This window comes from Pantoea sp. BRR-3P, from assembly GCF_039621635.1.
In the GTDB taxonomy this organism is placed as follows: Bacteria; Pseudomonadota; Gammaproteobacteria; order Enterobacterales; family Enterobacteriaceae; genus Pantoea; species Pantoea floridensis.
The window spans coordinates 346,279-365,335 of the sequence record NZ_CP155067.1 but is presented as its reverse complement, the minus strand read 5'-3'; the positions used below and the strand labels follow the sequence as shown (position 1 = coordinate 365,335).

At 51.1% G+C, this 19,057-nt stretch carries 16 protein-coding genes; all 16 read right to left on the bottom strand.

What is annotated here, in order from left to right; all coding sequences use genetic code 11:
• The 16 genes from icmH to AAGR08_RS21215 all read right to left on the bottom strand — a co-directional run bounded on the left by icmH (nucleotide 1) and on the right by AAGR08_RS21215 (nucleotide 19,057).
• On the bottom strand, nucleotides 1-1,494 hold the full coding sequence (gene icmH, locus AAGR08_RS21290) for a type IVB secretion system protein IcmH/DotU (RefSeq protein ID WP_097097839.1): 1,494 nt from the start codon (nucleotides 1,492-1,494) through the stop codon (nucleotides 1-3).
• A complete protein-coding gene (gene tssK / locus AAGR08_RS21285; protein WP_097097840.1) occupies nucleotides 1,491-2,846 on the bottom strand; it encodes a type VI secretion system baseplate subunit TssK in 1,356 nt (451 codons plus the stop codon). Before tssK ends, icmH begins: the two co-directional genes overlap by 4 nt.
• A gap of 4 nt (nucleotides 2,847-2,850) precedes the next feature.
• On the bottom strand, nucleotides 2,851-3,327 hold the full coding sequence (locus tag AAGR08_RS21280; RefSeq protein ID WP_097097841.1) for a hypothetical protein: 477 nt from the start codon (nucleotides 3,325-3,327) through the stop codon (nucleotides 2,851-2,853).
• Between the two features lie 16 nt (nucleotides 3,328-3,343).
• Nucleotides 3,344-3,709 carry a PAAR-like domain-containing protein gene (locus tag AAGR08_RS21275; protein WP_097097842.1) on the bottom strand — a complete coding sequence of 122 codons (366 nt, stop codon included), beginning with the start codon at nucleotides 3,707-3,709 and terminating at the stop codon, nucleotides 3,344-3,346.
• Between the two features lie 3 nt (nucleotides 3,710-3,712).
• Nucleotides 3,713-4,282 carry a DUF3540 domain-containing protein gene (locus AAGR08_RS21270; protein ID WP_097097843.1) on the bottom strand — a complete coding sequence of 190 codons (570 nt, stop codon included), beginning with the start codon at nucleotides 4,280-4,282 and terminating at the stop codon, nucleotides 3,713-3,715.
• The gene (locus AAGR08_RS21265) at nucleotides 4,275-5,372 is read right to left on the bottom strand and encodes a pentapeptide repeat-containing protein (RefSeq protein WP_345830802.1); all 1,098 of its coding nucleotides are present in this window, start codon (nucleotides 5,370-5,372) and stop codon (nucleotides 4,275-4,277) included. The genes AAGR08_RS21270 and AAGR08_RS21265 overlap by 8 nt, the downstream gene beginning before the upstream one ends.
• Nucleotides 5,369-7,525 (bottom strand): pentapeptide repeat-containing protein, encoded by a 2,157-nt coding sequence (locus AAGR08_RS21260; RefSeq protein ID WP_345830801.1) that lies wholly within the window; start codon nucleotides 7,523-7,525, stop codon nucleotides 5,369-5,371. Before AAGR08_RS21260 ends, AAGR08_RS21265 begins: the two co-directional genes overlap by 4 nt.
• A 9-nt stretch (nucleotides 7,526-7,534) precedes the next feature.
• Nucleotides 7,535-9,670, bottom strand: coding sequence for a type VI secretion system tip protein VgrG (gene vgrG / locus AAGR08_RS21255; RefSeq protein WP_345830799.1), 2,136 nt, complete (start codon nucleotides 9,668-9,670; stop codon nucleotides 7,535-7,537).
• A gap of 105 nt (nucleotides 9,671-9,775) precedes the next feature.
• A complete protein-coding gene (gene tssG / locus AAGR08_RS21250; protein WP_345830797.1) occupies nucleotides 9,776-10,714 on the bottom strand; it encodes a type VI secretion system baseplate subunit TssG in 939 nt (312 codons plus the stop codon).
• Nucleotides 10,707-12,545 carry a type VI secretion system baseplate subunit TssF gene (tssF, locus tag AAGR08_RS21245; RefSeq protein WP_345830795.1) on the bottom strand — a complete coding sequence of 613 codons (1,839 nt, stop codon included), beginning with the start codon at nucleotides 12,543-12,545 and terminating at the stop codon, nucleotides 10,707-10,709. Before tssF ends, tssG begins: the two co-directional genes overlap by 8 nt.
• A gap of 13 nt (nucleotides 12,546-12,558) precedes the next feature.
• On the bottom strand, nucleotides 12,559-12,993 hold the full coding sequence (locus tag AAGR08_RS21240) for a GPW/gp25 family protein (protein WP_345830794.1): 435 nt from the start codon (nucleotides 12,991-12,993) through the stop codon (nucleotides 12,559-12,561).
• A 67-nt stretch (nucleotides 12,994-13,060) separates the two neighbouring features.
• Nucleotides 13,061-13,579: a type VI secretion system tube protein Hcp gene (locus tag AAGR08_RS21235; protein ID WP_097097850.1), complete on the bottom strand. Its 519-nt coding sequence runs from the start codon at nucleotides 13,577-13,579 to the stop codon at nucleotides 13,061-13,063.
• Nucleotides 13,580-13,676: 97 nt separating this feature from the next.
• Complete coding sequence (gene tssC, locus AAGR08_RS21230) at nucleotides 13,677-15,137, bottom strand: type VI secretion system contractile sheath large subunit (protein ID WP_097098333.1); 1,461 nt, start codon at nucleotides 15,135-15,137, stop codon at nucleotides 13,677-13,679.
• 59 nt (nucleotides 15,138-15,196) lie between these two features.
• The gene (tssB, locus tag AAGR08_RS21225) at nucleotides 15,197-15,745 is read right to left on the bottom strand and encodes a type VI secretion system contractile sheath small subunit (RefSeq protein WP_097097851.1); all 549 of its coding nucleotides are present in this window, start codon (nucleotides 15,743-15,745) and stop codon (nucleotides 15,197-15,199) included.
• A 21-nt stretch (nucleotides 15,746-15,766) separates the two neighbouring features.
• Nucleotides 15,767-16,705, bottom strand: a complete 939-nt coding sequence (locus AAGR08_RS21220; protein ID WP_345830791.1) for a type VI secretion system ImpA family N-terminal domain-containing protein — start codon at nucleotides 16,703-16,705, stop codon at nucleotides 15,767-15,769.
• An 885-nt stretch (nucleotides 16,706-17,590) separates the two neighbouring features.
• A complete protein-coding gene (locus tag AAGR08_RS21215; RefSeq protein ID WP_345830789.1) occupies nucleotides 17,591-19,057 on the bottom strand; it encodes an aspartate aminotransferase family protein in 1,467 nt (488 codons plus the stop codon).

Sequence of the window (19,057 nt, the reverse complement as noted above, 5' to 3'; positions counted from 1 at the left end):
TTACGGATTCCTGGCTGCCGCGCGAACGTCCTCAACGGCCTGCTGTGTCGCTTCATCCTGGCGCTGGCCAATCTTCCACAAAATATCAACGCGTCGGTTGCGCTTACGTCCTGCTTCCGTGGTGTTTTCCGCCAGCGGATCGGTATCACCTTTGCCCGTAGCATCAATGTTGCGTTGATATTTACTGTTGGTTTGCATGACAGAACGGAGCTTGTTGGCCACCGTATCCGCGCGCTCTTTTGACAGGATCAAGTTGGACTGCGTCGGATTTTTGCGGAACGGTTCGCTATCGGTATGGCCAATCACTTCCAGATCGCCCGGCCATGGCGCGAGAGCCGCTCCCAGGCGCTCGATGTTGCGCTTATTCACGAAGTCGGGCAGCAAGGTTGCTTTTCCGGTTGCGAACGCACCATCTGAAGTAAAAATTAACAGCCAGCCCTGAGGATCTTTTCTCACTTCAAGCCAGCCCTCCTGCAGAATTTCTGGCAGCGGCTGCGGCAAGGTCGACATGATGTTAATCCGCCGCGGTTCTGGTGGCGTCCAGGCAAGGATTGCATTACGTAATGTGCGGGCATCGTCATGCAGTCGCCAGCTGGCGTAAGCGTAAATAGCGCTCAGCGCCAGTACACCGAACATCAGCAGGCGTAGGGGCGTAATCACGCGCTTTTTAGGCACCACGCGGTGGGACTGTGCATCCGCTAGCGTTTGGGTTGGATGGTTTAAGTAGAGCAGTACGTCCAGCTGGTGGCGCAGATCGGCCAACAGCAGCGGACCCCGCTCAATCATGGCGTATTTACCATAAAAGCCCAGCGACAAAATCAGGTCATAGAATTGCAGAACATCCTGATGCGTCTGCGGAGATTGCCAGTACTGATTGAGGTGATCGAAACATTTCTCGCCGCCCCATGCATCCTGGTAATACTCCACCAGCAGCGAGAGCGGCGCGCTGGTGTTATTGCGGTTTAGCGTTTCATCAATCCAGGTGAAGAGGAGGTAAGTAAGATGATTAATGATCTCACTGGTATAGCCTTGCTGGAGTAAAACCTGTTGAAAATATTGGGCTTCACGTACCCACTGCGCGCGTTGAATGTCATCGTGACGTTGTCCGCTTTTTTTATACTGCTCGACCATCAGAATGAGCGGAAAGGCAGCTTTAATCAGCGGATTTGCCCATTCGCTGTAAGTTTGCCCAGGACGCGATAAGACGTTGCGCGCGGCTAGCAGCGTACTCTCCGTTTGAAACGGCGAGGTGATATCGGCGTTGGCGCTCTCCTTGGAGGGTTCTGCAGCAAGCGCGTGAGTTGGCGTATGGGCATGCGCATTGCCGCTGCTTTCGGTTTTTTTCAGACCCGCCATCGTGGCACCCACCAGCGAAGTGGTAGCCAGCAGGGAAGCCTGGTGCGACAGATTTAGCGCGTTGTTCTGCTGACGCGTGTCATCGTTTTCACGCTGCAGGTTAAGCGCCTCACGTATTTTGCGTTCGAAGTCGTTCATGCGATCCTCCCTTGTCGCAGCCCCCAGACGTCAAATCTCAACCCCGGGAAGTCGCCGACAATACTGACGGCCATCGCCGAGGCGTTGTACATCTCACGACAAAGCGAGTCATTGTTATCAACTTCGAAGTAAACGCTGTTGGGATACCAGGGGATGTGACGCGGGGCGGAAACCATAGGCAGCAAACGAGCGCCCGGTAGCTGCAGATCGATGAGATGACTGATTCTTTCCACTGCGCCCATTTTAGTCTGCGCCGGAAACGCCAGTCGCAGCTGGTCGGCTGGTAGATCGCAGCTGATGGCAAATACAATTTTCTCCAGCCTGAGCTGCGCGTCAGTAGGGCAAATCCAGATGCCATCTTCGCGTTGTTTGAACAGCAGCGCGACCGCAGGAGCTTCGATAACCAACGAGAGCGCGCGGCGGATGGCGGTAAACAGCGGGAAAAACCCCATGTGCGGCTCATCATGCTGATATTGCAAATCCTGCCGTTCCCATAATCGTTCCCCATCTGGAATGATGCTGAGTTGACCAAGCAGAGTAAGTAGCTGCTGATAAAGTTGCTCAGGATGGACCGGATATTGTTGGCTAAGATGCGCTAAATGCAGATGCGCGTGGCTGAGCGTTTGCAGCAGCAGCAGCTCAAGCAGCTCGGAAAGTCCACCGACGGCCGAGTGAACATCATTTCGGAACACACTCTCCAGCCGTAAGCGAATCAAGCTCATCAATTCGTTAAGGGCATCTTTGAGCCAGCCACAGGCGCGATAGTCCAACAAAGGCGGTAGCATCGTGCTGTCGATAACCAGCGCACCGTTGGCACTACGTTCACGGATTGTCAGCAACGGCAGCGCAGTTTCGGCGCCGGTAACGCTATTTTTGAGCTGCAGGCGACAGTTAAGACGTGCAATTTGCAGCGTGACCATGTCCGGATTCCCGGGTGAGGAAATACCCGCATAGCGATTTTTGATTTGTGCATCTTCCAATGCCAGTCGGCTGCCCTGGCGTGCGTTTGCCACGCTGGCAAGTTCGGTATCCGGAAGATCGAGGGTGAGCGTGAGGCAAACTTGCTGGCCCTCCATCGCCTCCTCTAATGCTAAGGGCAGCGGCAGTGGGCCATCGCCAGGCAAGCTGAAGGGCGTTCCATCGGGAAAAATACCTTTCGCCTGAGTGAGGGCGATCTTGCCTTGATCCAATAAAGCACGATTGATTTCAATCTGGCTGAAGCCCCAATTCCAGCGCTGAACGGCTCTGAGACGACCATCAATATGGTGTTCAAAAAAACGCTCCTGCTGCTGAAAATGCTGTGGTTCCATCAGCATGCCTTCAATCCATGCGGTACGACTGGTAGGAAACATGAGGTTAATCCTTGTTGTAAATTTTGGACGCAAGTGTCTGATCGTTAATTGAAACAATAATTTTTTCGGCATCAGCATTAGCCACGCGAATTTCAATCAGGCTCTGTGACGAGCCGTATTGTTGAAACTCAGCACCAATCACCAACCAAAACGGTGTAGTCACCGTGTCAGGCAAATGCAGGCTGCGCTGCATGCCCGGCGCGATAATGTCGTTAAACAAAGGCGCGTTAGCGTCCGATTGCAGCTGGCAAGTCGCGCCACTAAATACGCCATCGGGTATGAAACCAGGCTGCGCGCGTTGCCAGACGCACACTCTGGTCGGTTGTGCGATGCCGCCTGGCGACAGGTTGCTGTTCAACGCAGCCGTAAGAGAAAGCGCGGGTGGTTGCGGCACGGCGTGATCCGATGCGGAATCTGCGGCAAACAGGCTACAACCTGAGAGCAGCAGCGCTCCGATGACGAGACATCCTGGTAAATGCATCCCTGCTCCTGAGGCGTTAAACGTTGATGAAATACTTCATCTGGCTCGGCACGGTCTGTGTCGTCACCATGTTGTTATTGTTGGTCATGCTCATATCGCCTAATCGCGTCGCGGGCATGCCTTGAATAAAGTATTTCGACGATCCCTGTATCGGTAGCATTTGCGCCGAATGGGTTCCGGAAACCACACCTACCTCGTTGCCTGCGTCGATGGTAGTCGTGCGGATCGTCGCCATGTTTTGCTCATTACTGCCGCAGCAAAAGTAGTTAGGCACATTTGGAATGCCCATCATGTTTGGCGCGGTATTTGGGCCGGGAGAAGGGATCATGGGATCGGCTCCGACAAAACTCATTCCACCCAGATTATTATTTGCTGCTGTCATATCTCACCCTACATGCACCTGTCCGCCATCGATTTTCAACACCGTTCTGCCATTCAACGATGTCAGCTCGCCGTCAATGCGATAGCTGGTTTTGGCGGTGTGGCTGATATGGCCAGCTTCGATCGACTCGATCTCGCTGACCAGACGTTCGGAGGATTTACAGCGAACCTGCACTTTTTCCGCAATCTGATTCAGCCGCTCGGCGATCCAGTTACCCGTACGGCTGATGAGCGACAGCGCCGGCGCTTCCAGCGTCATTGTCTGTTGAGCACGCAGCGTTAACGTTGAGGCATCGATATGCAGGGAATCGTGAGCGGTCTGGATCGCCAATGCGCGCCCCGGATCAGCGCACAACAACAGATCCAGTACCCAATACGCATTCCCATCAGCAATGACGCGAACCCGATCGCCTGCTGCTGGCTGTACCAGGCAGCTCACCGCAATATGCAGGCTAACGGTGGGCTCTTCAGCAACGTATAAGTGCCCATCAGGCATGGCAGCCAGTGTGACTAGCCGGGTTTCGCCCTGCGGCAGAACACAACTGACCGGGGTGAGTTGCAAGAGATTAGACATATTTGCTGGTTCCTTTGATGGCTAGTGAGGTGTGCAGGTGATCGGGTCCGGGACGACATGTTTGATGCCAATCGGCGATGGCCTTCAGCGCAGGCTCGTTCTCCACGCTCGCAGCGGGCGTTGCACCAAACCGGCGAGCATCAGTGAGCAGGGTATTGTCGGGTAAACCGCTGAGGTGGGCCGCGCGCAAATCGCTGTAGGAGAAATCGCTACGTTCACCCACGCAGTGATGAAATTCAGACTGCTGCAACCAGCAGTGAGACCAGCGGCTGGCGTCCAGGGAGCAGGCGCTAAGCTGTAGTTTTTCACCCTGAATCGCCTCGGCGTAAAAACCCGCCAGGCAACACTGGCTGAACTGGGATTCCACAAGTACCGTGTGACGAAAATGGGAGGCAGCGAAATTGCATGCATCAAATTGGTTACGGTGAAAACTTCCGCCTTCTAATGTCAGCTCATTTAGTTGGCACTGCAGCCACTGGCACTGATACCACGTCTGGCCGGGGCCATGTCGATGGCCCAGCACAACATGTTTGAACCGGCATTCGCTGGCTACTTGTCGCTGTATTTCAATATCTTGCCAGCAACCATTTTGAAATTCACACTGGCATATATTCCAGTCATGCGCGCTGCCATGCAGTAGTTGCAACTGCGTGATGGGAATCTGAATGAGATTCCAGTGCTCGCTTAGGCAGGTGTTGAGGATAATTGACTGCCACTGTCCACCCTGGAATGTCATTGCCTTACTGTGATGATAATGAAACTCGCATTGTCGCCATACCGACTGCTGGCTGGTGCAGCGTTGGCAACGGCCTGCATGCCAATGGCAATCCACCAGTTCACATTGAGCAAAATGACAATCGTTGAGTTCACAGCCCGCAAAATTCACCGACTGAAACCGGCAGCGTTCAAATTTCAATCCTGACCAGTTCGCCTGCTGCAACGTGATTGAGCCGAAATGGCAATTGATAAACTCGCAGTCCTGTAGGTTTTGCAGCGCGGCACTTTCGGTAAATGCCGTGTCTCGGAAGACCTTTCGTGGCATGGGTATCGCGGCGGTGAGTGCGGCAGCGGGATGAATTTTGCTCATCATGCCACCTCTCTTTGACAAGTATCGCGGCGCGGCAACCAGCAGACATCCTGCAACAAGCACGCTGCAAATGCGGTCTGAGCATCACGTTCAACGCGCGCAAGATTAGCACCGCTCAGATTACAGTGATGAAAGGTTGTGCCATTGAGTGTTGCGCCGTACAGGCACGCTTGCTGCAGGCTGCTCATCTGCCACTGGCTCTCATTTAACTGCGCCTGTTGCAGCTGAACGCCGGTTAAATCGCAGCGCACAAACACGGTGCCATTCAACTGGCTGCGTTCGAAGGAGCTCTCCTCAATGGCGCAGGCCGTGAACTGGGTGAAACGTAAATTTGATTGAGCCAGACCCACCTTTTTCCATTGGCACCCATCGAGGATTGCCGATGAAAAATCACAGCGCTGACCAAAGGTGACACTGTTGAAGGTGGAATGTGAAAAATGACTGCCGACGAAAGAGGACGCCAGCGCAGAGCTTTTTTCCATCACCAGGCGGGTGGCTTGCAACTGCTCAAGCGTAGAGTTAACGAACATCGCCTGCTGAATGATCACGTCTTCAAAGCAGCTGTGCATCAGTGCTGATTGATGTATTGTCACGGCGCTCAGCGCGTCCTGAGAAAAATGCGCATCACACAGGCGGCAATCGTCAAAGGTCAACGCCTCCCACTTACCTTTATGTGAATGCCAATGGTCCAGCTGACAGGCTTTGAACCGCAGGTTGTGGCCCGAAATGTTCGTCAGCTGCAGGTTTTTCTGCCGGCAATCATAAAAGTGGCACTGCGAGAAGCGACTGTCGTGAATAGTCAGGTTTTGCCAGCGACAGGACTCAAACGTGCAGTTTTCAAACTGCATGTGCTGCCACGTCCCTGCGGAAAACCGGCAGTTGACGAACTGACAGTGACTGAAAGTTCGCCCCGTAAGATTGCCAATCACTGGCTGGCTTAGGCGCTTACCCGTCACGATATCTGCAGCGTCAAGATCGACTATCGGTTCCGGCGGGAACAGCGTGGCGAGTTTCTTCACGTCGAAAATCGCCGGCTCAGGCGCCGTGGTTTTTTCGCTGTCGATTAGCGCCCGCAGCTGAACATAGTGCTGCTGGGTTACAGCAGGATCACAAGGAAAGGCATGGACGTGCTTTTCATCATCGGGAACGAAGGCGTCTAAGGCACCCTTTTCTGGCATGAGATCAGGGTCATACATAAATTCGAAAGGTGATGCGCTGGCGGCACAACGACGTTCCATCACCTGTAAAAAATGGGCATCGGGACGTAAAGCCGCACGATCCTCAAGGCCGACCAGCAGCGCAGTAATGCTGTTATCCAGCATATGGGGCACCGCAACCGAACCGGTGAAGACCAAAAGGATGACGTTTTGATCGGGCAGTAACCATATCGTTTTCAACGGCATTTCTACTGCAGCCGGTTGCGACTTGTCACGCTGTATCCACGCGCGCGCCTCGACATTTGGCAGGGTAAAGCTCAGGTGGCTATCGTCGTCACTGAAGCCATGAAGTACACCAGTAGCCTGCGCTGGCCAGGCTGGCGTGGCGAGTTGCTGCGCAGCGGACGCGAGCTGGTAGTAGCGCGTGTCAAAGGAGGCTGGCATGCCGGGGAAAATATTTTCGCGGTAATCCTCATCCTGCATGGCGGTGTGAATCGCCTTGATCCAGCGATTTCTCAGCGGGAAATCGGCGGGTATCGGACCCGGTGCGACCATTAAATCTTCATCATGATCTGCCATGAACAACGTGGGCTGACGGCTTCCCCAGGGATTCGCAGACGTATTTGCGGCCACGGAGTGATTTAATGGCATTTTATTGAAGGCAACGAACTCACCGTTATCGTCCCTTGCCGCTTTCAGGTGCCAGCGTCGGGTTATCTGATTAAGCGTTACTGCAGCCTCAGCCGTTTGCACCGGGTGAGGGCGATGAACGTGCCCCGCCAGCAGAAATTCGGCAAAAGGTTTGGGTGTTGCATCATCCAGATAAGGGAACTGATGTGGCGCCTGCTGCCAGGCCTGCCAGATTTGGGATTCAGTCGTGAACTGTGGCTTGCGCTGTAGCCAACATCCGGCCACCACACTGAAACCCAAATAACTCTGGCGACCAAGTTGATAGCCACTTTTAATCACCGCGAGTTGTTGAGGTTTGATAATGCGCATCTGGCTTCCTTAGTTTTTGCTCTGCATGCCGGCGGTTTTAAGGTCAACACCCACTTGCGAATAGGCTGCGCTGGTATTGCTGATTGATAATCCGGTTGTGCTGTTACTGGATCCGACCATTGAGGTGGAGACACCCGTTGTCGACGTCGACACGCCGGTGGTTGAGGTGGCAACCCCGGTGAAGCTGGTATCGACGCCCGTAAAACCGGTACTGACGCCAGTGAAACTGGTACCGATCCCGGTAAAGCTGGTACTGACGCCGGTCATGCTGGTGCTCACCCCCGTCATGCTGGTGCTTATTCCTGTCATGCCGGTGCTGATACCCACCATGCTGGTGGAGATACCGGTTCGTGAGGTCGAGATTCCGGTAGTTGAATGACTGATCCCGGTGACGGAACTGCTCTTCGCGGTAAAGGTCGTGCTGGTTCCTTTGGTCGCGGTTTCATCTTCTGTAGAGGTGACGCTGGTTTTAGTACTGGTGAAGCTGGTATCTGTTTCCATTACCTGGGTTTTAGTGGTGCTGAAGTAGTTATCGCGGTTAACGATGTGATCCTGGTAATCTTCAATTTTGGTGCGATTGATGCGTTCATAAGCATCATTTCCCACATCACGGATGTCATTTCGTCCCGAAGATGTCTGCATATCCCGCTCGGCGTGCAGCATCAGGCGTTCATTGCCGCGTTTATCGTCAAAGGTGATCTGGCTGGCATGCTGAGGCTGACCCTGTTTAAGCGAGCGCGACACCAGCCCGGTGTAGTTAATCTGTTCTGGCAAGCGATACGGCGGCGGGTTGTCGCCGTTATAAACGATGCCGCTAACCAGCGGGCGATCGAGATCGCCATCGATATAACTCACCAGCACTTCCTGCCCAACACGCGGCATGGCAATCACACCCCAGCCTTTGCCCGCCCAGGCCTGCACCACACGGATCCAGCATGAGCTATCTTCTTCGCTGGTTTTATAGCGATCCCAATGAAAGTGAACGCGAATACGCCCATAACTGTCGGTATGCACTTCGCTCTCTGGCGCGCCGACTACGGTGGCACTTTGGATACCGGGAAGCTGCGGTTTGGGCGTAATGCGGGCCGGACGCCAGGTCACATCATCGTTAATAGCGGTAAAACGACAGGTAACGTTACGTCCCTGCGCGCTGCTATCTGGACCATCCTGGATATAGCGGTAGGCGCAGCTGATGAGTTTGAATCTGCGGTTGCGGTTTTGATCGGGATGCAAGCTGAGACTAAAAGCATGACCGACTTTCAAGCCGGTAGCATTGCTTTCGCCACTGAGCATTTGCCCTTGAGCGCTGAACTGCTGCAAACGCAGGCGCGCGATAGTTTCTCCGCGCGTTCGGTCGCTGTAGCCGCTGGCATAGTCGTACCACTCAAGCGGCATATCAGGCAGGCTTTCGCTACTGTTTGTCGCGTGGGTTTGCAGGTTATTACGCGGGTTAAGATAATCATAATCGCGCAATACCACGTCGCTTGAGTGCACCTGGCGCGCCCGCTGAAGACGTTGTATCCCTTCGCGGATGGCACGTTGCTCTTCACCATCTGGGCTATAAAGCAGTTGATCGTAGGTGAGCGACAGCGGCTGGAAGGTCTGATTATCGGTAATCACCAGCGTGTGCTGCTCATCTTCCTGCGCGAAAAACCAGATGATGCCTTCATCTTCCATTAACCGGCTGATGAAATTGAAATCGCTTTCGGCGAATTGAACGCAGTATTCGCGACCTGGGTAGCTTTCACTGAGATCGAGGCGGTAACGAGCTACGCCGTAGCGCGCAAATACCTCCTCAATGATGGTCGGCACATTTTTGTTCTGAAAGATTTTACAGTTGCGGTTCTGCTGTAAAAACCACAGCCAACAGCTCAGCGTCAGACGATAGACCGATTTCGTTCCCTGTTGCCCGGCATCTTCCCCACCAACGATATAGAGATGGAAGGGGCGAGGAAGATCCTGTTTTTGCTCAATTAATACCGTGAGCTGTTTACCTAACAGCTCGCTATAGTCCAGATCGGGCTCTGCAGAGGCGATCTCCAGTTGGAAAAGCGGAGTGCGTGATAGCTCTTCCTGCGTCTGAAAACTTAAGGGAAAAGCGCGATGTGCAGGCAATTCCTCACTGACTAATTGAATTAAAGGCATGTTTAGTTCCCTATGAGTGAATGTCATTCAACGCTGAGAAAAGCGCACCATCCTCAATCTGACGCAGCGCCTTCTTTCTGCCGCTAACGCGATCGATTCCATCTGTCAGGTTGGGGATTGCCAGACGCGTTGCGAGACCACGCCGTGACGCGGCTTAAGCCAACTGTTACTTCCCAATCTTGTGGGAAATGCCTGGGCCAGCTCAGGAGTGGAAAGTAGCAATAAATCAATAGTTAACTGCATCTGATGGCGAACAAAGGTCTGACAGACCGATGCCAGCAGTTGCAATTTCTTCTCTCCGCGCTGCCAGGATTGATAATCCGGAAATCCGAGCGGGCCGATCTCGATGTGCAGGCTATGTTGTGCGTCAAAAATGCGGCTGCCCAGCCGCGTGGCACCAAGATGTCCCATCTTGTGCTGCGCACGCTTTTCCTGCGGTTTTATCCACTCTCCCTTCGTGGTATCCAGGCGGCAGGGAATGGAAAAAAAATGACTCAGCATCCGCTGTAAATCGCGTAAAGAAGCGCGGCCCGCCAGCCAGGCAGCAGGCCAGACCTGCCGCAGTTGCGTTTGCAGCAGCGGATAACCGCGCACGGGAGGAATCCCGGCTATCTGACCAAGGCGAGCCAGGAAACGGTTGTCCTCACCCGGGCGATCGTGACTCACCATCGGTTGCAATTGGCTCCAGCTGCGATACCAGAAAATGGCCTGGCGTTGGCTGAGCAGTGAGAGAAAGTCACCAAACGCATCGCTGGAATGATTCAGCTTTTCGGCGCGGGTATGTTCAGTCACGCTGAGAGGCATCGGGCCGTAGGGCGCCAGCAGGCCAAAATGGCGTAACGTAATGGTGATACGCTCACCGGCTGGCAGTACATGCGCCACTTCGCGCGAGGCAAATGCCAGGTCTGCCTTTTGCAAAATTCTGAGCTGCCGATCGCTATTGTCGTTTAGCGTACCGAGCCGGGAAGCAGCGGTATTGCGGCGCTCAATCTCACGTAGCAGCGCAAAGTAATCCATGCTGCTCAAATACGTTAAATCAGCCACCCGATGCCCCCTGTTCCATAAAGCGTTCGCCATCCAACGTGAGAGTGAAGCTGAGCCGCTGATTGAGCTCGCAATAATCTGTCAAGGCATGAAAAACCATGTAGGCAAACATAAAGGCGCCCTGGTCGGCGTGATCCTGAGGTGCGATGTCGAGGGAAAGTCGGGTGCCGCGCGTCCAGCTCAGCGGACCCGCTCCCTGCCAGCGTTCGAAATGATGGGTAATGGTCGCCCGGCGAATGCTGGAAAGCTGTTTTGTCTGCGCGGCATTTTGCTCATTCACAAACAGGCTCAGCCATTCACGAAGCAAGTCGGCGCAGTTTTCAACTTCACTCTCGGCATAATGCAAAGGGTTTACATTGAGCATCTGTAGCGCATGCCAACTTTTAATTTTTGCCGGCGGAGCCTGCGGCGCGCTGGGATGCCGGGTGAGAATGACGCCTTTAATCGGCATTGACCGCTCAAGTTCAACGTGGGGACGTTGAAGATGTTCAGGCCGCAAATGTCGCTCGCAGACCAAAGCTTCAACGGCGAAAGCCTTTATCTCCTGGGGCTCAAGCTGAGCAGGGCCGGTTGAAAAGGACAAAAAGAGTTGCTCAAGCGGCAGGCGATGGTGACTGGCTTGCGTGGTACGTGGATCGCTACGACGCCGTAATGACCAACGTGCCGGTGCGTCAGTGACGGTTTCGTAATGCGCATCGCCGGTCAGTGCAGAAAAGGGGCGTTTTTCGCCATCCTGCAAAATAGCTTTCACCTCCGTCAGGCTGTGAATACAAAAATGACGGGCGTTTAATCGATCGACGATCAGCGGGTATTCCGTGTGCTGCTGATTAATCAGCACCGGGCTGCATACTCGGGGAAAAAGGTTTATGGCCGGTGTGGCAAACAGATAAAAGTGACGGGCATGAATACTCTCTGCCAGTGCAAAGCTGGATTTGTTAAACAGGAAAAAGAGATCAAACGTATGGCTGTGCGTCCCGCGTGCTAAAAAGTCATGCAGACCGGTTACCAAAAGCGTAGAGAAACGTCCCGGCGCGGCAAAATATTCACGTAACAGACGACAGCCCGGTAATTCGCCAATCGCCTGCGGTAATAGCGACTCCTCCGGCGTTAATCCGGCAAGAGAGATAGCGTCAGAATCGAGAATAGTGTATATCGGCCCCTCCGGCTGGTGGGCGTGCAGTACTATACGCAGCGTGTTGGTCAGTAATAACGTTAGAAGTTGGTTGAGCAGAACAATTTCACAGCTCATCGTTAGACGAAGCGGCGAAAAACTCAGCTCGCACAGCGGGGTAATCCCGCGCGTGCTTATAGTGAGGTGCAAATAGCTCTGCGAATCCTGAAATTGCTGGCGTACGTTTTCCGGCAGTTCAAGTGGTGGATGCACCTTGAGTTCAGCTCGCTCGATTTCAACCGGTTGAACATGTACGTCATTGCCGGTAACGAAAACAGCAGGGCGCTCTTTGAGTGAAGGATCATTCAGCATGACTCTGCTGCCCTTCGGTAAACAGGTTCTGGCGCTCCACTGCGGGTGTGTGAGATCGGGTTGTAGCGCCACCGTCATCATCGATGGCACCGGCGTTTGCCAGTTCGGTGCTAAATGAGTCAGCATATTTAACGCGAATTCTGCCTGCTCGTTATTGAGGCGCTCATGAACCCGACTCGCAAGAAAAGCGGTGCCTTCCAGTAATCGTTCTACGAAGGGATCCTGTACGCCATTACGATGTATACCCAATTGGCTGGCAACTTGCGGATGTTGTTTTGCAAAAGCATCACCCGCTTCACGGAGATAGCGTAATTCTTCGTTATAGAGCGTGAGAAAATCGGGTGTCATGGCAATATCTCTATTAAATTATGCTGACTGCGCCACAGGAATAATCCAGCGCGATGCGTAAACTAATGGGCGCCTGAAGTTCGGGAATAACGCTCCAGCCGTTAATATCAAATAACAGTGTTAAAACTAATGCCTGCCTTTTTTCTACCACCGGCGTCACTTTAATAGAGCGCGGGTCGATGCGCGGTTCAAACAGCACAATAATTGAATGAATGTGATGCGCAATGGTTAATGCATCAGCATTGACCGGTAACTGTCGGCTTAACGAGGGTAAGCCAAAGTTTAAAACTGAATTTTTACACCATGGATAGTTATCTAAATGTAATTGTCCACTGCGTGCCGCATCATTTAGCAATAACTCTACATCGCGAACTAATGCGCCTCGCCAGAAAGAACGGCTCGTTTTACTACTTAACTTATCAAATAAAAAGGGTTGTGAAACTTTCATATGATGCTCGTTAAGGAAATAGCTACCCATAGCTACTGAGTAGCCATTATATTATTAAGCGATATGATTACACTCTGGCGTTTCTTTTCAGATCGTAGCCTGTTTTAATTGCCGCACCCATTGAGCCATCATTATTTTGCTCTCTATATTCAACTTCAATACGGGCAAAGTTCAATTTAATGACATCCGTAGGCAGCACCGTTTCAGAGGCTTCGATCCCCATATTATTCAGCGGCATATTACCCACCGTTTGGAAACGAGACACTAAGCAGTTGCTGAAGGTAATGGTCAGGAAGTCTTTTTGACCTTGTCCTGATTTGCGGCACACCAGCGTAGCCTGGGTAATATGCTCACCCATTGCACACATTAAAAATAATTTCGGCGAGGCTTTATTGGTGCGCATACGAAATTCGAAATCTTTCATTTCGACTTTGCCCGATCCGCCACCGCTACCTGCTGAGAAATGCCCCGCATTTTCCTCTGCCCACTGCCACGCATCTAACTGAATCCATCCCGGATAATTCTGGTCAGGGGATTCTCCATCTACTCCATCGATTTTTAAGAAATAGTCAACTAATGCCGCCATATTTCATACTCCTTGAGTGAGGATGCGACTACTGTCGCAGGGTGTTTTAAACGCCATATTTACAAAGGTTAATTACAGTGCAAAATAGTGGCGCTGTTTATTCTCCACCTTTTTTTGCGGATGGAAGTTTAGAAACTAAGCGAAGCGAAACTGTCATTCCCTCTAGCTGATAGTGAGGGCGTAAATAAAAATGGGCGCGGTAATAACCGGGATCATCAGCCACCTCTTCAACATTCACTTCGGCGGCAGCTAACGGACGTCGTGCTTTGGTAGCCTCCGTTGATACCGAAGGATCGCCGTCGACATAGTTCATTAGCCAGTCATTTAACCAAACCTGCATATCATTACGAGAGCGGAATGAACCAATTTTGTCGCGTACAATGCATTTTAAATAATGCGCGAAACGACAGGTGGCAAAAATATAAGGCAAGCGTGCGGATAGACGAGCATTAGCCGTAGCATCAGGATCTTCATAGAGCTTGGGGGTGTGCAGCGTGCACGACCCAATAAAGGCGGCGAAGTCAGAATGCTTGCGATAAACCAGCGGTAAAAAACCTGCATCTGACAACTCTTGCTCTCGTCTGTCAGATATAGCGACCTCGGTTGGGCAGGTTATTTCATAACCGCCTTCCTCAGAAGGAAATGCATAGGCTGGCAATTCTTCAACCGAACCACCGGACTCAATGCCGCGAATACGTGAGCACCAGCCATATTCATGGAATGCGCGGTTAATATTAACACCCATGGCATAAGCTGAGTTCGCCCAGACAAAATCATTATCATTGAGCGGATTGACCTCTTCTTCAAAGGCAAACTCATCGACCGGCGCAGTTTTGGCGCCATAGGGGAGACGAGCCATAAAGCGCGGCATCGTCATTACCAGATAGCGAGCATCATTACTTTCCCGCAGTCTGCGCCAGGACGCATATTCGGGCGTACTAAAGATCTTGCCGATATCACGTGGATTGCCAAGCTCAGACCAGCTCTTCATCTGCAGTAGAGCAGGTGAGGCGGAGGCAATAAACGGGCAGTGGGCAGCAGCGGATATCCGGGATATTTCAGTCAACAGCATGACGCTCGTTGGACTGTGATCGAACTGGTAATCGCCAATCAGACAGCCAAAAGGTTCACCGCCAAACTGGCCATATTCAGTTTCATATATTTGTTTGAATATGGGGCTTTGATCCCACGCACTTCCACGGAAACGCCGCAGGCTATTCATTAATTCGCTTTGTGTAATGTTCAGGACGCGGATTTTTAACGTTTCATTGACGTTAGTATTATCAACCAGATAACTCAGGCCGCGCCAGGAAGCTTCCAGGTCCTGAAATTTCTTGTTGTGAATAACAGCATTGAGTTGAGAAGATAATTTCTCATCTATTTCCGTAATCAACGATTGGATAGTAAATAATACATCCTGATTCACTTTCACCTGGCTACTATTGATTTGACTTGCCAGTGTGCCAATCGCCTGGCGAACCGCGCTCGACGCTTCCTGCGTCATGGGACGAAACCCTTTTTTGAGCAACCGACCTAATTCGTCATTTTCGCCCAGCATGGGTTGATTAGCATATTCCGTCGTGTGGGCATTCGTGTGTTGTTGCGTCAGTGGCATGCTCAAACCTCCTTATTCTCTGATGCGCTATCTTCATTGAAAGACTGCACGGCTTGTTTTGCATCATTGACCAGTCGCTGCAGAAAATCAGGTTGTTCAAGTAGATTTTTGACCACTTCTTCAGCGCTACTTTTTCCATCCATATAGGTGATGAGCTGTGTCAAATGTTCACGTGCTTCCAGCAGTGCGGCCATTTGTGGAATGCGTCGGGCGATTTGCGCTGGGGAAAAGTCATCCATTGATTCAAATTCCAGATCCACATCAAGGAGTTCGTCACCGTCAGTCAGCGTATTTTTGACGTAGTATTGCAGGTGAGGGCGGATTGCCCGCATCCGGTCATTAAAGTTATCCTGATCAAAGGTTAAAAATTTACGTTCTTCCACGGGAAGCAACGCTTTTTTTCGATCGCCAGAAAGATCGGACATCACGCCTGTCACAAAAGGTAATTCAATTTTCTTATGTGAACCATATAGCTCAACGTCATATTCAATCTGTACGCGCGGAGCATTATTCTTCCCAATAAACTTTTGCGAGCTTGAATCTTTGGCCATGAGATTCTCCTGAGTAAGAGGTTAAGACTTTCCTGCAAATTGCTGTAACGTACTAAGCGCATCGGGTAGCATTTCTTCGACAATCGCCATGAAATCCATGCCAATCATTTTCTTTGAACGTCGAATAAAAACGGGCGCGGGATGACTAGGTTCATACTGTTCAAAATAGGTCAGGATATGATCGAGCATAATAATTACCTCGCGCCTATTTTGCGGGATATCTGGTATCTGTTGTTCTGATGCTGGTAAGTAAGGCTCTACATGTGTATTAAGCTCTTCATCACTGTTAGAGGCTGGATTAGCCGACAATCCAGACAAGTTTTTCTGCGCAGAGAGTAAATAGCTGCTCAGATTTGTGGCATTAAACTGATAGCCATCAGACGAAAAATTGACGTTTTCACTGATGTAATTCAGCATTCGCTGACAATCAATCAACTGACTATGCAGTGCTGGAATATGTTGTTCCCTGTACCACCGGTCGGCCGTCTCAACAGCAGAAATAATTTCCGGGTAGGGTAAGGAAGATCGATCCTCATTTGACTCTCGAACCTGGCAACGTTCGAGGCTCAAGGTCATTCCAGGTGTCAGCTGAGCATTTTTAAATAACGTAAAACATTGATTTCCCGCGAGCCAAATTAGCCCGGTTGCGGCATCTCTTCTAACCTCACTATCGGCAGGCAATTGTTCTAACGCTTGTTCTAAAATCTGTAGCGTTATCCACAACGCAGAAATTCCCTGCAGCATTAATTTTGCACGAAGTTGCCAGAGCAGAACCCGCCAGTTAAATCCCTTTTCAAGTAATTTCTCGCACTGATCATTGATAAGAGACCATGAAATAATATCTGACGAAATCTCCTCTAATGGATCGTTATTGGAATCCAGCCGTGATATAGCGAAATCTATTTCACTGTAGAGCGGGTCAAACTCAAGATCAGAATAGAGAAAAAAGTTAGAGCTCATACGGTTGTTACCTATTAAGCGAAAACATTAAATGAACCTCTATTCGAACAATTTAAATCCAAGGCAAATAAAATAGCTAAATGATTGTGAATATTAATAAGCTCCAAACGATAGTTTTAGCCTATTGAAATTATGATTGATGATCGAGCAAACCTATTAGTTGATTTTACCAATCAAGAAATTTCTTACGGTTAAGGTTATTATCTGGGATTTTATTTCATGGAGAGAAAATATAGCGGGCCATCATTTCTTTTAACGTTAATTAAATTAGCAGTAAAAAATACCTTTACCAGACATTTCCGGGAAGTTTGATTTTCATTGTTACTTCTTATTATTCAATGAGTTATTTAGAGTCCGTTTTTTATTTTACTCGTGTTAATGAAATGTTGTTTTTTTGAATGATAAAAGTGAATGAATAATCTATTATTTGAAGGCGATTTTATTACTTTAATCTATTATTTTTTGCTGCCGGCAAGCATTAGATAATTCTCTGTATATGTGCTTTAATTTGAGCGGGGAAATGATCAAAATAACTTATCAATTCTCTAGCGAATTGATGCTTTATTGGACGCTGAGTCAACTGCTTACTCTGATAATAAAGAAGGTTTACTATTTTTAAGCGGTATTATTAGTCTGTCAGTAATGTATCGGTATGGGAAAAGCGAGAGGTTTTCAGGCAGGAATTTTTACTTTAATGCCGATGTGCTGTAGCCAATCTGCTTACATTGCGTCGCGGCGCAATTTATCACGCAATAAAGTGTGCCGCTATGATGCCTGCGTTTGTGGTCAGTTTCATCTCTCAACTGACAAGCATCAGTGAGCGATGCAGCCAATAAAAAAGCCGATAACCGTTGCCAGTTATCGGCTTTATCACATCGCGCAAGATTAGGCGTTCAGCAACTGATTCGCGGTTTTCTCAACCAAGGCCAGCAGGACTTTGACATCTTCCAGCGTTACGGTTGGGTTCAGCAGCGTCAACTTCAGGCAGGTTACGCCTTGATTCTCGGTCACGCCGACGTTAGCGCGGCCTGAATCCAGCAGCGCATCGCCGATTCGTTGATTGAACAGCGCAATCTGTGAGACGTCCGACAGCTGCTCTGGACGGTAGCGGAACAGTACGCTGGCCAGCTGTGGCTGCATTACCAGTTCCAGACGCGGTTCAGAGGCGACAAACTTCGCCACTTCCTGCGCCAGAGTCACGCCGTGATCGATGATCGCCGCATACTGTTTCTGACCCAGCGCTTCGAGGCCCATCCACAGTTTCAACGCATCAAAGCGACGCGTTGTTTGCAGAGACTTGGAGACCAGGTTTGGCACGCCTGCCTCTTCATCAAACTCAGAGTTCAGGTAAGCCGCCTGATAGCGCATCAGCTCGTAATGACGCTCATCTTTCAGCAGGAATGCACCACAGCTAATGGTCTGGAAATACTGTTTGTGGAAGTCCAGCGTAACGGAATCCACAAGTTCCAGCCCATCAAGGTAGTCGCGATACTTCTCGGACAGCAGCAGCGCGCCGCCCCAGGCTGCATCAACGTGCACCCAGATATTGTGCTCTGCCGCGATGCCGGCAATTTCACGCAATGGATCGATAGCGCCCGCATCGGTAGTACCGGCGGTTGCGACGATAGCCAGGATCTGCTCACCGTTGGCCTCGGCCTGTGCCAGTTTGGCTTTCAGGTCTGACACATCCATACGAGCGAATTGGTCAGACTTCACCTGCACCACAGACTGATAGCCGTGACCGAGCAGCGCTATGTTTTTCTGCACTGAGAAGTGCGCATTTTCAGAGCACAGCACTTTGATCTTCCGCAGATCGCCGGTGATACCGTGCTGCTGCACTGAGTGACCCTGGCGCTGATAGAACGCATCGCGCGCCAGCATCAGACCCATCAGGTTACTTTGGGTGCCGCCGCTGGTGAAAACACCCGCGTCGCCAGCCGAATAACCCACTTGCGCACGCAACCATTCGATCAGTTTGATCTCAATGATGGTGGCAGAAGGGCTCTGGTCCCACGAATCCATACTCTGGTTGGTGGCATTAATCAGCACTTCTGCTGCCTGGCTCACCACCAGACTAGGGCAGTGCAGGTGTGCCACACATTGTGGGTGATGTACTGAAAGACTGTCTTTCAGGAAATATTCAATCGCACGTTCAATCGCGGCCTGGTTACCCAGGCCGTTTGGATTGAAGTCGAGCGTGATACGCTCGCGCAGTTCGGCAACGGTTTTGCCTTGATACATCTCAGGCTGTTGCAGCCACTGCACAACCGCGGCGCTGCTTTGCGCAATCGCCTGCTGGTACGCCTCAATGCTCTGTGCAGAGGCGGCCAGAATCGGGTTTACTTCAGACAT